This is a genomic window from Novosphingobium sp. YAF33, assembly GCF_052113265.1.
Classification (GTDB): domain Bacteria; phylum Pseudomonadota; class Alphaproteobacteria; order Sphingomonadales; family Sphingomonadaceae; genus Novosphingobium.
The window spans coordinates 106,935-124,142 of sequence record NZ_JBFRCW010000008.1 but is presented as its reverse complement, the minus strand read 5'-3'; the positions used below and the strand labels follow the sequence as shown (position 1 = coordinate 124,142).

Here is a 17,208-nt window from a genome sequence, read left to right as displayed (position 1 = left end):
TTTCTGCGGGCCTCGCCGCGTCCACTCGTCCCCAGGCCCAAAAAGCCGCCATAACAGCAGGATTAGGTCGTAACGATCTCCAACAGCTTATGATAACTGTCAGCCACCCCGTATCGCACATTTGGCGTGGGATTGGACTCCGCCAGCTTCGCAAAAAATTTCTTGGCGCAATCGATTTTCGCCCGTTCGAGATCCCGCAGAGCAAGCGAAGACATGGATCCCTTAGTCTCGGCAACGAAATATATGTGTTTTACCGAGCCTGCGCGAAATACGATGGCCCAGTCAGGGTTATAGTCCCCGACGGGCGTCGGGATCAGAAACCCTCTTGGCAATTTCGCATAAACGTCGACCTCTGCGCTCGTATCCAGCTCACTCACGAAATCACGTTCTACGCCGGAATCGGTGATGCAGTAGTCGAAAACGTGGTTCTTGAGCCTCTCGGAGGCGCGCGAAAAATCCTGCCCGATCTCGGCCGCCGTAAAGACGTCGGCATCATAGCGCTCGTCAATCGGGTCGTAGACCAGCTGCTCGATAAGGTGACCTGCCTTCTGTTCCTTGATCAGCCGCGCCGCCTCAGAAATGAAGTGCTCAGGGTTTGCACGATATTGGTCGAAGATTGCCGGCTCGATGCCAGCCAAAACCTCAGCCGCCGTTTGACGCAAGAGGTCCGTTGCCGCTGAGACTTTGCCCAACAGGTCATACTTCACCGACGAATGTGCCGACGCCGCCCTGACGGTTTCATTCCGCGTGATGCTGAAACCGGTGCCGTCCCTGAGCTGCTCGTCGGTGACCTGATCCGTCTGAATCCCAGTCTGCACGGAATATTGTAGCTTGGTCACTCGCAGTTCGCGGTTCAACGCGCCGATGCATTTTTGGATGAGTTCTGCAGTGTCGAACTCGACGCGGTAAACAGCCTTGCGGTTAATCCTGCCCCAAAGCTCCTGAAAGGCACCCTTGTGGAAATTGTCATTAAGCGGGTTCCGCTTGGGCTTACGTCCATCTTCGAACTTGGGCAGCGCTGCATCGCTGTAGACGCTGTCTATCAGGCCAAAGACTTCAGTCTGATATGGCACCAAATCTTCATGCAGCGCGGCCAATGTCCCATCGGCCTTGGCTGCGTAGTAGACATCGGTGATTTGGTCGGAATCGTCGATATAGTCGTTCTTGATCAAATACCTGTGGATCTGCGTCGCCATTTGATCGGTGACCGTGACCGGCCCTTCAGGCGTCTGCAATTGCTTGCCCGCGAAGTACGCCTGGCTGGCCTTGCGGGGCCGTGCCGACAGACTCTCAGCAATCTCCTTCTGCAACCCGCCCACGAAGTCGGTGTAGCTCTCGCTTGCGATAACCGAGAGAATATTGATGTCGTGGACGGTAGCCGGATGGTCGAGCCGATCGCCAAACCGGTCAACTGCCAGGCGCAGGCCACGGCCAACTTCCTGCCGCCGTGAAATCATGTTGAGGCTTTGCTTGAGCATGCACATGACAAACACGTTCGGGTTATCCCAACCTTCCCGGAGCGCGGAGTGGGAAAACAGGAATCGGACAGGCTCGTCGAACGAGAGTAGCCGCTCCTTGTCCTTGAGGATAAGGTCGTAGGCGTCGCTATCGTCGGAATCGGTCGAACGAGCGCCGACCTCCGGATCCTTCAGCCGCTTGGTCTTCTTGTCGATTGAGAAATAGCCATCGTGCGTCTTGGCAACCGGGATCGCCTCGAGATGCTTCCGCCAGGCCGCTTCTTCAAGCGGGAGTTCGGCCAGCATGTCGGCGACGGCCTCGGCATATTCGTCCTCGAACATCCGGGCGTACTCGCCGTTTTGATCGTCGCGGCTGTAATCCCGGTATTTGGCCACCTCATCGATGAAGAACAGCGACAACACCTTCACCCCTTGGGCAAAAAGCTGCCTTTCCTTCTCGAGATGAGCGCGGATCGTTTCACGGATCTGGATGCGGCGGATGTCGCGTTCGGACAGGTCACCATGAGCCTCGCCGGCCTTGATGATGATGCCATTCGTAAACTCCACTATGTCCGCGGTGGCGTCGATCTGTGACACAACGAAATCGCGATACTGATCCAAACCACCGGAAAGGTCATAGAGGTCATCGCGAAACTTCAGGCGCTTCATGCGGCGCTTGATCGTGCCGGTGGCGTCCTTCATCTCCATTTCGACGCGGGCAAAGGGGCCGCCCATGCCGCGGCCGACGGTCTCGATGCCTTCGAGATAGAGATATGCCGTCGTGCCAGTCAGGCCCTTGAGCGCGATGCCGCGCACCTGAATCTTCTTTACCAGCTTCTGGTTATAAGCATCCAGCGCATCGAGCCGATGGATCTTGGTATGTTCGGTCCGGTGTGTTGCGGAATAGCGTAATACGAACAGCGGGCGGAATTTGGGCAACGCCTCGACAGTGGCCTTGCCCTCCATCTTCTGCGGCTCGTCGAGGATGAGGATTGGCCGGTTGGCAGCGATCACATCGATCGGCCTGCGAGACTGGAAATCATCCAGCGCGTCGTAAATCCGGCGATTTTCCTTGCCGCTGGCGTTGAATGCCTGGATGTTCATTACCATCACATTCAGCCCGGCATCTGACGAAAAGCTCTCCAGCTCGTGCAAACGCTTCGAGTTGTAGATGAAGAAGCGCGCCTTCTTGCCGTAGCTCTCGGTGAAGTGCTCTGCCGTGATCGCCAGCGATTTCGCCACGCCTTCGCGGATGGCGATGCTGGGCACAATGATGATGAACTTCGACCAGCCATAGCGGCGGTTCAGCTCGAACATCGACTTGATGTAGCAGTAGGTCTTGCCGGTGCCGGTCTCCATCTCAACATCGAGATGCAGAGCTGCGGCTGCAGCCATGTTTTTGAGATAGGCAGCCGGGGCAGGAACAGCCTTGCCCTTAGCATCGCGCGTGACAAAGCTGGCGAGCGAGGCCGATTGAGGCAGATTCTGACGGCGTTGCACGACCTTGATGTTGTCGAGTAACTGCGCTTCGGTCAGCGCAAAGTCGGTATTGCGAAACCCCTCATCGTCGAACGCTTCCGCTTGATTGCGCTTGCCAGGATCGATCCGATAGGTTGGGCCACTGGCATACGGCTGGCCCGCAAAGCAATCGACTACGGCATCAACGGCCAGCGTCTGGTAAGGCTGAACCTTGAATTTGAGCTTCATGGCCATAGGTCAGATGGCCTTCAGCTCGGTGCCGGGGCAGAGCTGGCGGAAAAGCTGTTCGGCGTTGATGCGGTCGGCATCGCGAGCGAAGCTGGTGTCGCGGAATACGGCGCGCAAAGGCGCGCGGGCCGCTATGCCCTTCACAAGATCATCGGTAACGCCAGTTTCGAAACAGGCGATCAGCGCATTGCCATCAACCGAGTACACAGTCTTCCCATGCAAGGTTTCTCGGTTGATCGGCAGGGTCAGCTCCACACCCCAGTCGATCAGCACCTGGAACAGCAGATCCTCAGCGCTGCGATCAGATTTTACGCTCTCGACCTGACCGAAAAGCTCGTCCTGCTTCACCTCGTCCGGACGGTAGTAGATGTCCATCATGTTCGAACTGTCGACCTTGAGCGCGCGAAAGCCAACGTCGCGGTTCCAGCTTTCAGCGCAATCTCCAGCAACAATCCGTCGACCAGCGCGGCGGATGCGCTCCATCGTGATCTGCGCGATACTTTCGAAGCCGAGCTTGCGGGCTTCCGTGCCTTCAGCAGAAAATTCTGGGAACTGAATAAGCACAAATCGCCTGTTTCCCCCGTCCTGAGCATTCTGCTCCAAGACGGCTGCGCCAGTAGTGCCGGAGCCCGCAAAGAAATCTAAAACGATATGCTCGCTATCTGCCTTCGTTCCAATTTGAATGATTTTCTTCAGAAGGTCGATAGGCTTAGGGTGATCGAAAACTTTCACTCTGCCGAATAGGGCGCTTAGTTCCTTAGTTGCCTTCTTGTTTCCAGACTCGCTATTCCAAAGGTCGGAGACCTCCTTACGGCCGCCCTTTAGGTAGTGCTTTTGGTAAACCTGCCACTTCGTCGTACCTGAGCGGGTGACTTGCTTCCATTCGATCATGCCATCTTTGACGAGAGCCTTGTAAGTATCTTTCCCGCAAACCCATCGGCTTTCATATCCTTCGGGTGCAATCGGGTATATATCGTTACCCTCTGGATCCTGGACAGCATAAAACATTGTGGGTCGATCTTCCCGACGATTTTCCCCACCGGTTCGTCGGAGTGATCGGGTTAGATATCGGCCTTTCTCGTCTTCTTGATCGTAAAGAGACATTTCGCTTGGCGACATCGGCAATCCCAATAGAGAACTGTCTGGGCTTTTGGAGAAGACAACGATGTAATCTAGCTCGCGGGCAATTCCTCGACTGCCGCTCCCCATGCGCGTACCAGTCGCGCGCGAAATCACGCCCACACAGCAATCGTGCCCGAAAACCTCCTTCCCTATGGAAATTAGATTTCCAAGTTCAAGAACATCGATAGAGATAAAGATAAATCCCGAATCTTGCAGCAGTGTGCGAGAGAGACGAAGTCGGGCGAACATCATGCTCAACCAGTCAGAGTGAAAGCGGCCATTGCTCTCGCTGTTGGCCACCAAGCGGCCCCCATTATTATCAACCTGATTGGTGCGGATAAGAAAATCTAGAGAATCCTCGCAGAAATCGTCATCATATATAAAATCGTTTCCGGTGTTATATGGTGGATCAATGTAAATTAGCTTTACCTTGCCCAGATAGCTCTCTTGCAGCAGCTTCAGAGCATCGAGGTTATCGCCTTCGATGAAAAGGTTCTGGGTAGTGTCGAAGTCCACGCTATCCGCACGGCAAGGGCGGATAGTTTTGGCGATCGCGGCGTTGGCGGTTAGCAGGGCCTCGCGCTTGCCCGGCCAGTCGAGCCGGTAGCGCTCCTGCGGGCCTTCGACTACATGGTCAGATAGCGCCTGGCGAAGCTGGTCGAAATCGATGGCGAGCCGGATATTTCCTTGATCATCGGCAGCTTCTGCCACACAATCGGGAAAAAGCGCACGGATTTTGGCAATGTTTTCCTGGCTAAGGTCGGGGCTGTGCATCTCTAACTTATCCATGCGGCATCTAATCTCTATTACGATATTTCAGTTCTTGCCCAGCGCCGCATGGCGCGATTTGGCGGCACGCAATTCGGCATTGAGTTCGACCTTCCTGTTAAACTGTTTCTCACGCATAAGGCCAGCCTCCAATCGAGTGATCTCACGTTCGAGCTGAACAGCCTCTTCGGCCCTAGCAACGCGTGCGGCGATTGGCTCCTCCGGGCTTTGCTTTGGCGGAAGCAAGGGGTCGAGGAGCCGGGCGTAAAATGTCGCCATGTCCAGGGCTGTTGGCAGGGCCTCGCGCGGCATGTCACCAGCTTGCCAAGCGGTGAAGGCATGTGGTGCTGTTACCCATTTGCCCGCTTCCGCCTGGCTGGGGCGTTTCCATGCCACCGCCATTCGGGCGCGACCCCCATGTCGGAGCTCAAGGATGAGCGGCCGGGGGATTGCCTTTTCGATCGCCGCCAACACCGCAAGATCGACATCGGACTGGTGCAGATTGATCGCGATGACCGCTATTTCCTCGACATCAGGGGATGGCTTCAGGTTCATCCGGTCGGCGCGTAGCACATGGGTCCACTCTATGCGCTCGACCTGTTCGACAAACTTGGCCTGCATGGTGCGCGCAAGCTGCGCGGCGCTGTATATCCGGCTCTTTGGAATAGCGCGGCCAAACACGGTTCGCGCCGGCCACGCATAAAGCGTCACGCCGCAGCTCCTGCCTCTACTGGTTCCACGACAACGAAGGCAATCAGCTCGAAATCCTCCAGACCGCGAATGGTATGCGACAGCGCGGTCGTGGTGCCGATGGAAAACAAGCTGTCGAGGTCACGCTCTTCCTTGCCATCGATCATGGCGCTGATCGCCCCATTGAGCAGTTGCGAAGGCCCCGTCATGTTCTGGCCGTCCAGCGTGCGGGCATTGAAGGGTCGGAAAGCAGGCGCGACCGGGGCAGTAACCCCCTTGGCAGCCGTCCGCACAAGATCCAGGACGCGTTTCACCTGGGTCTGATCGGCAACGACGCTGCCATCGTCAGCCATGTAAATGAGATAGTATGGATGCAGACGGTTCTGCCGGTTGGCCGAAGCATCCCCGCCGACGGCCTTCAGCGCAAAGATTATGCCGGGCTCGAGCCCCTTGCCGGGATCAGCGGGCACGACTGCATGCAGCCCTTTGGGTGCCGCTGCCAGATCGCCATGTTCCTTCACATAGTTGAGCAGATCCATACGGAAATCGTTGAGGCCAAGGTCGGTGATGGAGATGCCGGTGCGAACATCCTCCAGCTCGATGACCTCATCCTGTAGGCGCCGCAGCTGTTCGCGGCGGTAGGCCGTGTCGCTCGCCTTTGCGGTCAGCACATTGTCGTCACCGGTTGCGGTCACATCGGCAATGATCATGCGGTTTTCGACGCGCTCTTTGAGCTTGATATAGTCGTCGAGCGTGATGTCGGGCCAGTAGTTTGCCAGCTGTATCTGCGCGTTGGACGAGCCGATGCGGTCGATCCGCCCAAACCGCTGGATGATCCGCACCGGGTTCCAGTGAATGTCGTAGTTCACCAGAAAGTCGCAGTCCTGGAGGTTCTGGCCTTCCGAGATGCAGTCCGTGGCGATCAGGATATCAATCTCGCCCGGTTCATCGGGCAAAATGGCCGCCTTCTCTTTGGATCGCGGCGAGAACAGCGTGAGCAGGGTCTGGAAATCATGGCCCTTGCCCAGTGTCGATTTGGGGGCATCTGACCCGGTGACACGGCCAGTGTGGATCTTCTGCTGCGACAAAGCCTCAGCCGCGATTTGATCGTAGAGATAATGGGCGGTATCGGCGAACGCCGTGAAGATGATCAACTTTCGGTTCCCGGGGTTGATCGGTTCCGCCAGCTTTTGCGCAATGAGCGCCTTCAAATGCTGGAGCTTGGCATCGTGCTCGGGCGTGATCCTCGCCATATCGGCCTGCAGCGCCTCGATCAGAGCAAGGTCTGCTTGCAGATCGTGGGCGAAGCCGGAGACGTCCATATCACTCAGGTCGATCCGGATCTTGCCGCCGACGCGGAAGGCCCCAAGCCCTTCGAGTTCGTCATCTTCCGGCTCTAGCGCGTCAATGTTGTCGGCATAATCAACGACGGCGCCAGTGCCTGCGCCCGAGCGGTAGCTGTCGACCACGTCCAATGTGTTGCGGATGTTTTCAGCCAGCGAACCAAGCGTGAGACGAAACGCATGGATCGAGCTCTCAAGACGCTTGAGCAGGTTGACGGTCATCAACGCCTGCAAACTCTTGTCACGGTCGGCCTGCCGCAGCTTGCCGCCGCCGCTCGACACGTCCGTGTCGTAAAGATCCTCATATTTGGCAAGACGGCTGGGCAGAATGTAGCTGGTCGGGGCGTAAACCGAGAGCTTCAGCAATGTGAGCTGCGCAACAATGGTGTTGAGATCCATAGTGCCAGACAGTTCTGTCAGCGGCGGACGAAATGACAGCGGCTTGCGGCGCTCGGGGAAGTGCCCGATGTCCGTCATGTCGTAGAAGGTCGTGATGTGCTTGCGCGATCGGGCGATCGTGACGCTGTCGAGCAATTCGAAGAAGTCGAAATCGAGTTCGGTCAGGATTGTTTCGGCAGTCCGTTGTTCCGGCGGCAGTTTGGACCAGCGGTTGAACGCAGCCTGCGCTCTGCGGAAGATTTCCTCAACGCTGGATGTGGTGTTCAGCTTTTCGGAAAGGATGTCGGATTGGCCTTCGTAGGCGAGGGCCAGCTGGTTGCGCAGGTCATTAAAGCGGTTGTTAACCGGGGTTGCCGACAGCATGAGAACTTTGGTTTTAACCCCGGCCCGGATGACCTGGTTCATCAGCTTCTGGTAGCGGGTTTCCTTCTCCTTGAAGGCGTCGTTGTTCCTGAAATTGTGGGATTCGTCGATGACGACAAGGTCGTAATTGCCCCAGTTTACCCGGTTGAGTGGGATCCCGTTGGAGGTGCCCGATATCCGCGACAAGTCGGTATGGCACAGGACGTCATAGTTGAATCGGTCCCGCGCAAAGGGGTTGGTTTTGAGATTAGTGTTGTAGTTGAGCCAGTTGTCCGTCAGCTTCTTCGGGCAAAGCACGAGAACCGAGCGATTGCGCAGCTCGTAATATTTGATCACCGCCAGCGCGGTAAAGGTTTTACCAAGGCCTACGCTGTCTGCGAGAATGCAGCCATTATAGGTTTCCAGCTTGTTGATGATGCCGGTGGCCGCGTCGCGCTGGTAGTTGAACAGCTTTTGCCAGACCAAGCTCTCCTGATAGCCGGTGCGGTCGTTCGGCAGGACGTCCTCGTCAATGTCTTCCAAAAACGCATGGAAGATATTGTAGAGCATGATGAAGTAGACGCGTTCGGGGGAGTTCTCCTGGTATACCGAGGCAATGTGATCGCAGATCGCATCGGTTACATCTTCGACGCGGGTCGGGTCCGACCAGATTGTGTCGAACAGCCGAATGTAGCTCTGCGTGTGAGACGCCTCATCGAACCGATTCACGAAGTTCGAAACGGCATTGCCGCGAGCGTAGCCAAGGTCGACAGCCGTGAAGCCCGATAGAGGCATATAGGCAACCGCGCCTGCCGAGCCGTCTGCCGAAAGGAATTGCTGCATAGGCGAGGTCGATGCATTCGACTTGAAACGAGCCTTTTTGCGGATCCACTCTGCACACTCACGTGCGACAGCGCGCTGCGTCAGTTGATTGCGCAACTGGATTTCAAACTCAGACCCTGTCAGCCCGGCGACGCGCTTGGCTTTCGGTATAAAAAATTCGCGACGCTCCCGGGCTTTTCCGTCGGTTACGCGTTCGGCAGTGAACGTCTGCTCGGTAAACAGAAATTGCAATTCGTCGATCAGCTGCAACTCCTTGCGGAGAGCCTCGAACGCGAAGATTGAAAAGCTGGACGCAGCAATTCGAAGGCGTTGCCCTCGCTTGAGGTCCTTCTTCAGCTCATCCCCGAGGAGGACATTGATGTTATCGATTATCTGCAAAGGTCACCAGATTCGCAAAGACTGAAGAGGGCCGTAATGCGACCAATGGTTTGGCGAAATGCGCAACCAGCCTCCGTTCGCACAGACCTCATGCCGCACGATCCAGATCGATGATGTTGGCAAGGCCTTGTTTCGCCAATGGTTCAGCAAGCGTCCGGACGCTGCGATGGTGAGTGAAAAGCAGGACCTGGTTGCTCTTGCCAAACTCGGCGAGCAGGTCGAGCGTGGAACGGCTGCGCTCATCATCGAAATGCACCAGAATATCGTCCGCGATGAAGGGCAGCGGCTCCGTCGCACTGGCGTAATTCTCAAGGCTAGCCAGCCGGAAGGCGAGGAAAAGCTGGTCGCGTGTGCCGTCGCTCATGGTAGCGACCGCAGCAACACCGCCATCGGCTCGCCGTCCAACCACGACCGGATGGCCTTTGTCATCGATATCAGTCTCGATTCCGGCGAATTCACCGAGTGTCGTGGCCGTGAACAGTTCGCCTGCCCGCGCAATGAGCGGATCTTGCTGTTCTGCGCGGATCGTTGCCATTGCCGACGTCACCAATTCGCGCGCAACTGATAACTCGAGATAACGTTCGAGGGCGAGTTGCATTTGCGCGGCCGCCGCTTCGCGTTCGGCAACGGCGTGATTGACCTCGCTCTGGCTTAGATAGGCAACAAGGTCGTCCTTTGCCGCCTTCTCGGCGAGAATGGCTGCCTCGATTTCCGTCTCGATCTCGGCGTCACGCGATTTCTGCTCGTTCAGTTCCGCGCGCACCTCGTCAAGGTCGCGTTCATCCCATTCCGCCCGCAATACAGTGAGATCGAGCTTGTCGCCCACGTCCGTTGCGGTGCGTTCCGCCAGAGCGATCTCATCGCACAAACGCCTGCGTGCTTCACACCGTGATGCTGCGTCCATAAGGGCCGCATCATCACCGACATCGAGTTTTGCCGAAGCCGCGAGTGTAGCCAGCTCCTCCCGCGCGGTGCCGAGGGCCTCTTGCGCCTGGTCGGCCTCGACCTTCGCCTCCTCAAAGTCGGGCAGTACCCCATCATATTGGGTCTGCGTCGTGGCGTTGTCGCTGAACCGGGCCAGCAGCATCTGCGCTGCAACCACACAGTCTTCGCCAATCTCGATGGTGAGTACGGCCGCGAGGCTGCGGACATCCGTCGTAAGGCCCGCTTCGTCTTCGTCCATGCGCTTTAGCCGCTGGCGAGACTGCCCTATTGCCGAAAGCACACCGCGTGCGCCGACCCATTCGGTCACTGCACTGTTGGCATCTGTCGGCGAAATGTCGGGTTTGAGCCCCAGCGCACCTGTTGCAGCAGGCCATGCCGCGTCCCAGGCACCCTGTGCGTTCGACAATTGTTGCACTTCCGCCTCGACCAGCTTGTGTTGCCGTTCGATGTCCAGGCGTTCGCGCATGTCCCTTGTATATTCGGCATGTGCTTGTTCGTGCCGGGAGATGGCATTTTGCACCGCACTGACCCGGGCCGCGAACGACAGTTTCGAATCGAGGTTGCGGCTTTGTTCGATCCGTTCGAGCAACTCAACGGTCGGCGCAAGCTGGGCCTCCTCCAAAGCCAGTGCATTCGATAAAGCGCGCAGCCGTTCGGATTCGTCCAGCACCAGCTGCCGAGCTTGGCCAAATTGGAGGAGCGATGCGAGTTCAGGATGTTGGGCCAACACTCGCGGAAAACTGTTCTCCCATTGCGCGATTTTGACTTCCGACTGCGCGACAAGCGCAGTCGTCTCTGCTTCTGCCGCCTTGATCGCGTCCCTTGCCTCTGCTACGCGCCGCAACGCGAGTGCGAGCGAGGCAGCCCGTTCTGCCTCTGCGGCGCGGCGATCGGCAAGTTCGTCTGCAGACATGATTGCCGTTTCCAGGCCGTCAGCAACGGAAAGGCGAGCAGCGCCGTCATCGGGTAGCTGTCCCGCGACATAGGCCGTCTTTATCGGCCTCCAGGCATCGGCGCGCTGGGTGCGCGCTTCGGCAAGTGACGTATCACTCGCAATGGTCCCGCATGCCTGAAGCGCGGCAATATCAGCCTCACCGGCTGAAATCTCACGCTCCGCCTGTCGCTTTAGCTTCGCCTGATCCTCGATCTGCGAGGTCAATGTCACGCGCGCGGCCTGCTCACTGCGAATATCGTCGATGCTGGGGCATGGCAGAGTGGCAAGCGCATCGATAGTATCGAAGCCAAGCGCCTTGAGCCGTCCGATCAATGTTGCGCTGTCAGCATCCAATGCCTGCTGACGTGCCTGGTGCGCCGACTTCTGCGCCGCAAGGCTGGCAAAGGCCGATGACGACGCCTCGGGAGGAGCATCATGCCCTGCCAGGCGCGCCGCCTCCAAACGATCGTCAATCGCCGCAAGTGAAGCCGCCAGTTCGCCAAGGCGCGTTCTGGCAGAGGCAAGACTTGGACGGCGCTCCACCATCTCATCCGCAAGCGAGCGCACAAGATTGAGGGCAGACTGGTCCGGGATCAGTGGCGCAAGATCCGCATCGGCTGGCAGGCCAAGCATCCGGCGCAGCGCCGCCAGCTGAGCCTCGCCGTCGTCAATCTCGCGCTGCCGATTGGCACGATCTGACCGGGCCTTGCTTACGTGAATGGCGCGTTCGGCCAGGTCACGCACCCGCTGTTCGGAGGCTTTGAGACCCGGGTTCACCACCAGCGCATCAAGCCGTGCCTTCAGGCGGTTCCGCCGCTCTGTCGCGTCCTCGAGCCGTTTTTCAGCCCCGTTGCGCTGGTCCAGAGCAGTCCGCATATTCGCCGCGAAATCATCCGGGAAGGACGCGACATCGTCGTAGCCGACCAGATCCAGTGTAAAGTTGGCTAGCTGACGCAGGTGTGGCGCGACGCGGAGGACGCGCTCCAGCCGGGACGTCGATGCACCAAGGCTGCGCCTCTCGGTGCGTAGGGCCTCGAGCTTTTCCTCGGCTGCGAGCAATGCCTTGCGCGTCTGCTCATAGATTTCCCGAGTCAGTTGCGCGCCGCGTGCAGTTTTTTCAGCTGCCTCGAATGCCGTCAGCTGCTGGTAAAAGACACGGTTCACCGACCGCCTCGTATCGAAGAGCTTGTCCGCTTCGGCGTCAATGCCTTCGAGGCGAGATACCAACGTGCGCAAGCCGCCGCCTGCTTCGACAATCAGACGCCCAATGTCGCCATCTGCGTGAAGCAATCGTTCCCCGCCGTTGCGCAAGGTCTCGTGGTTCAGACCGAAGAGCGTTTCGAACCGCTCTCGTGTGGTGGCCCCCAGCACCGGCGCAAGGACAGTGTCATCGAGTGCCGTGCCAGACAGGTCAGCCAGTGTCTTGCCGTTGCCCTTGCGGCGTTTGAGCGTCAGCGTGCTGCCATCAGCCATCAGCATCGACGCCCCGAGGCGCATGCCATCATATCCGAACAAGCTGCCGCGCTGCGTATTCTTGGGGATCGAGAACAGAAAGTCGCTGATCGCCTCGAGGCAAGTGCTTTTGCCAGCCTCATTGGCACCAAACACGACCGTCAGTCCTGCCGCGTCCGGGATGGCGAGCTCGCGACTGGCGCAGCCGCCATATTTCTCGAGGCTAAGTTCAGTCAGGCGCATAGCCAGCCTCGCTGACTAGACTGCGGGCAAGGGCTGCCGCGCGTTCGGGTATTTCGGCGCGCATCTGCTCGATGAAGGCATCGGCATGCGCGCCAGCAGGCAGTTTCGTCCGGATCTCGGCAAGTCGCGCTTCTAGCACTTGTGAAATCGCGCCGTCCTGGCTGAGTCGCGTCACCTCCTGATCCAGCTTTCCAGCAACCGTAGGGTCGACTTTGTCAGGAACTGCCGGATGTTCAGTTTCCAGCTTCAGCTTTTCCAACCACACATCATCCGAAAGCGTTGCCAGCAATGTTTCCACGTCTTCCCGGAAGGAGGCACGCTCGAGAATCAATCTGGAATGAAGCGGTGTCGTTCCAGTCACGGTCAAGCGAAGGGCAATGGGTCGTCCATCGGCCTGCTCAGCGCCTTGGGCGATATGGCCGCGAATGAAATCCAGCAACTCCGGGTATTCGCTCGTTCCCGACACATCAACTGTGATCGATGCCCAGCGCACCACATCCAGCGCGCGATGCTCGAGACTAGTAACCCTGCCGTCATTGACTTTGACTAGGACGGCCCCCTTGGGGCCTGTCTCACGCGGATGTCGCCCCTGAAGATTACCGGGATAAACGATGTGCGGGTGCTCGCCGAGCACGGCGTGGGCGTGGACGTGGCCCAGCGCCCAATAGTCATACCCATGATTGGTGAGCTGTTCGGGTGTACAGGGGGCATAACGGGCATGATGTCCTTCACTGCCCGCACATGCCGTGTGGAGAACACCGATATTGAACAGCGCCCGGGTCGCTGCCGGGTACTCGCGTGCCAGATCTTCCGAAACATCGGGGCGCGGAAAGCTGCGACCGTGAATCGCGACCCTCACATCGTCGAGGACGTGCGTTGCGGCGCGGGCCTTGGGAAAGACATAGACATTGCCCGACAGGGCGAGCTTATCAGCGAAGCGGTTGGCGGAATCATGGTTCCCCAGCACCATGAAAACAGAGATCCCCGCATCGTCCAATCGGCGCATCCCCTCCATGAAGTAGAGCCCGGTCTGGAAATTACGCAGATCGCCATCGAAAATGTCACCGGCCAGCAGCATGAACCGGCAGCCTTCCTCGATCGCGAGGGCAACCAGATTATCGAAAGCTTCGCGAGACGCCGCCTCGACGCGTGCGGCATATTCTGCAGACTTACCCGCTAGCCCAAGTAACGGGCTGTCAAGGTGAAGGTCCGCGGCATGTAGAAAAGTGAACTCGGTCAATCTATTAACCCCCTGCCCTGTACAGCATGGCACGAACGGTAAACCGGCGGAAGGGCGCAGAGCGTGTTGACGAGTCTCATCTGCTCGATGTTGCTGCAGTTCGCCTCGCGCAGCCTATCGTTGCCAAACACGAGGGCGAGCGCTTTGGCCCGTGAAACCTCGACATTGATGCGGTTGAGCGAGAAGAGAAACTCCAAGCCGCGGGCGGACTCGTCGGCCGAGGAGGCCGTCATGGAGACCAGACATATAGGGGCTTCCTGGCCTTGGAACTTGTCGACCGTGCCGACGCGGATGCTGGTCGGCAGCCCTGCCCGCAGCGCGTTGACCTGTGCATTATAGGGGGCGACGACGATGATGTCGCCGGGGCCGATAGGGCGCGCGGCGCCGTTCTTGTCGGTCCAGCTACCCTTCAGCAACTCTTCGACCGCAGCACCGATCGCGGCAACCTCCTCGGCGGCGATCTGGGCATTACCGTCATGGACGACCGGCACCCAGAACGCGCCGGCCCGGGGCCAGGCCGTTCCGTTAACGCTCTGGCGCTCGGTATCGCTATGGCTGGCTAGCCGCCCCTCGTAGACCTGATCGGAGATGAAGTCGCAAACCGCCGGATGCATCCGGCGGGTCTCGGCAAGGAATATGCCCCGATCGGGAGGGACGGTGGCATGCTCGCCCAACATCCATTCCAGGCATGACAGGTTGGCGGGCGCAGGATGCGCGCCCTGGATGACCTGAGGCAGCTGACGCGGATCGCCGACCAGCACGATATTGCGCGCGGCACGACCCATCGCGACCATGTTGGCGAGGCCCACTTGCCCCGCCTCATCGACAAACAACCAATCGAAGCGCTGCACATTCTCATCGCGCGCAAAGAAGAAGGCCGTACCGCCCACTACATTGGCGCGTGCGAGGATCAGGTCATCATTGGCCGTGGCGCGGTGAACGGGACAATCGCTGGCATAGCCATCATCGCCTCCGGAAACCTTGTGGGCAAACGACACGGGAAAGGTGCCGCCTTCTTCTTCCTCACGCGCGCGCAGGCAGCCCAGAAGGACATTGCGGATCGCTTCGTGGCTGTTCGAGGCGACGGCGACCCGATGTCCCGCTCTGACCAGCGCCAGGATCACCCGGGCCGTGACGTGCGTCTTTCCCGTTCCCGGCGGCCCCTGGATCGGGAGCAATGTCTGATCCATGGCTTGCGCCGCGGCGATGGCGCCCGCCACCGGTTCCCCACCACCGAGAATATCGCCGGTTATGCCGTTCAGGCGCGGGGCGGCGCCCGACAGCAGATCATCGACGGCACGATAGCGCCGCGGCCCGCATTGATCCTCGATGACGTCGCGCACCGCTGCGGCCAGCACCTTCGTATCGAGCGGCCAATCCGGATGCAGGGTCAGCCGATCGGTGAGGAGTTCAGCCCTTGCCACGCCGACCTTCAAGGTGATCGTGCACGCATCGCGATCCAGCGCCTCAATCGCAACGGTTGACGGCGGCCCATCAATCCCGGGCACAGTCGCCTTGCCGCCTTCGCGCAATTTGGTTTCCTGAGGGGGAAAACGATAGGTGCGCATCACCGAGCGCTTAATGGGTTCGATCCCGGATATCGCCTCGAGTCCCGCCAGGGCATCGAGATCGTCGACAAGCTCTTCGTCATCGCGCTTCGCGCTGTCGAAAACCGTCCATTGAGCAGGCTTGGCTTCACGCTTGTGGAACAGCCCGAGGTTGAACAGCAATTCCTGACGCGCTGGTGCCAGAGAGGATGCGGCCAAGCGACCGCGCAGCGCCGTCGTTTCCTCTTCCTCGACGGACTCCTGCTCGGCCGCGTCCTGCGCAAGCACGGGCCAGGGACCATCGGGTCGGATGCTGACCAGCCAATCGCGCAGAAGCTCGGTCGATTGGCAGTCGATCCGGTTATAGTCCTCGATCTCGTCGAGGATTTGCTGGTCGCCCGTCTCGCGCCAATTTTCATAAGCAACGACCGATCCGCCCGCTGTCTTGACCTCGCCCTCGCGCTTCAAGCCATAAAAGGCCTCCAGCGCCTTGATGGAGTAGCTCGGTTCGGAAGCAATCAGCGCGCCGCGCACGACCGCATAGAGGTCAACAAAGCGCCGTTCGCGCATGAGCCGGTCGAGAAAGGCCTCGCCGATACCATAGCGTGTGGTGAGACGCCGCAGCGCGGTGATCTCATAGGGCGCATAATGATAGATGCGGGCCTCTGGATAAGCCGTGAGGCGATCACGAAAAAACGCAAGCAACCGTTCGAGCGCTTGCGCTTCGGCGGCATGGTCATGAGCCCAGAAGGCATGGAACTTATCATCGGCCCGCACGCCGTGTAGATACTCAAGGCCCCCCTCATAATGGGGGTCGCCCTCGATGTCGTAGAAGAGATCGCCCGCCTGCGGCCGAGGGAGCAGGTCAAAGCCTTTACCTGGCTGTGCCGGACGCAACTCGAAGGCGGGTTCGCCGGTTTTGCGCGCGTGCTGCAGTCTAGCCTGGCCGACAAGCTTCTCCGCCGTCGCACTCGCAACGCCGCGCACCGGGCCGTCATGCCGAGCCAGCGAGGCCATGGTTTCGATACCCGACGCCTCGAGCTTCTTCACTTGGCCGCGGGTGATATTGGCGACCTGGAACAGGCTGTCCTGGCTGGTGAGGATAGCGTCGCAATGATCGGCCCAACGACACAGCGAACAATCCGCGCAAGGGATTGGCCGCGTCGGCACAGGGGAAGCGACAAATGCCTCGAGCTTCGCCCGCGCACCACGTGCATAGTGGGCATAGTCGGCCAAGCGCAGCGTCGCGCGCGTCCCATCGCCTAGCTGCACATGTGCGTGCACCGGCATCACGCCCTGGATCTCCGCCAAAAGGTCGGAATAGAGCACGAGCTGCAGCACATGCTTGGGATGGGCTTTGCGCTTGAGCTTGGTGTCGGTCACTTCGTAGCTGAATGGCCCCAGCAACGATGGTCGCTCGACCCGCTCGAGAAAATCGGACCAGCCACCCCACCGCTCGGCGAGAAAAGCCCCTTGGAAGATGATCTGCGAGCCTTTCGCCAGGGCAGCTCGCGTCTCGTCCGCATTCTGAGCAAGGTCGCCACGCGCGATCTCGACTACGCTATGGGCCGCGTCCTTCAGCTTCTCCAAATGGGCGGCCTCATGGGCATCGCCTTGTTTCTGAAGCAGCGCGGCATCCTCGGTATCTTCCCGGGGCGTGAGCGGCTCGCCGCGCATATAGGCAAGGTCGAGCGCTGTCGCATGCGCGCAGCCGACGAAACGCATCAGGTCCGTCGCTGAAAACAGGATGGTGTTCCCGATCGTCCTCACTTGGCCCCCTTGATTGCCCAACGCCGCC

Annotated in this window: 7 protein-coding genes; all 7 read right to left on the bottom strand. The window is 59.1% G+C overall.

The window, feature by feature from the left end; all coding sequences use genetic code 11:
* Positions 1-62 precede the first annotated feature (62 nt).
* The 7 genes from AB4Z00_RS18225 to AB4Z00_RS18195 all read right to left on the bottom strand — a co-directional run bounded on the left by AB4Z00_RS18225 (position 63) and on the right by AB4Z00_RS18195 (position 17,180).
* Complete coding sequence (locus tag AB4Z00_RS18225; RefSeq protein ID WP_442046818.1) at positions 63-3,170, bottom strand: type III restriction-modification system endonuclease; 3,108 nt, start codon at positions 3,168-3,170, stop codon at positions 63-65.
* Positions 3,171-3,173: 3 nt separating this feature from the next.
* Positions 3,174-5,075 carry a site-specific DNA-methyltransferase gene (locus AB4Z00_RS18220; protein WP_442046817.1) on the bottom strand — a complete coding sequence of 634 codons (1,902 nt, stop codon included), beginning with the start codon at positions 5,073-5,075 and terminating at the stop codon, positions 3,174-3,176.
* A gap of 27 nt (positions 5,076-5,102) precedes the next feature.
* Positions 5,103-5,765 carry a DUF4391 domain-containing protein gene (locus AB4Z00_RS18215; RefSeq protein ID WP_442046816.1) on the bottom strand — a complete coding sequence of 221 codons (663 nt, stop codon included), beginning with the start codon at positions 5,763-5,765 and terminating at the stop codon, positions 5,103-5,105.
* Positions 5,762-9,049 (bottom strand): helicase-related protein, encoded by a 3,288-nt coding sequence (locus AB4Z00_RS18210; RefSeq protein WP_442046815.1) that lies wholly within the window; start codon positions 9,047-9,049, stop codon positions 5,762-5,764. The genes AB4Z00_RS18215 and AB4Z00_RS18210 overlap by 4 nt, the downstream gene beginning before the upstream one ends.
* 88 nt (positions 9,050-9,137) lie before the next feature.
* A complete protein-coding gene (locus tag AB4Z00_RS18205) occupies positions 9,138-12,623 on the bottom strand; it encodes an AAA family ATPase (RefSeq protein ID WP_442046814.1) in 3,486 nt (1,161 codons plus the stop codon).
* A complete protein-coding gene (locus tag AB4Z00_RS18200; RefSeq protein WP_442046813.1) occupies positions 12,610-13,863 on the bottom strand; it encodes a metallophosphoesterase family protein in 1,254 nt (417 codons plus the stop codon). Before AB4Z00_RS18200 ends, AB4Z00_RS18205 begins: the two co-directional genes overlap by 14 nt.
* Positions 13,860-17,180, bottom strand: a complete 3,321-nt coding sequence (locus AB4Z00_RS18195; RefSeq protein WP_442046812.1) for a TM0106 family RecB-like putative nuclease — start codon at positions 17,178-17,180, stop codon at positions 13,860-13,862. Before AB4Z00_RS18195 ends, AB4Z00_RS18200 begins: the two co-directional genes overlap by 4 nt.
* Between the last annotated feature and the right edge of the window lie 28 nt (positions 17,181-17,208).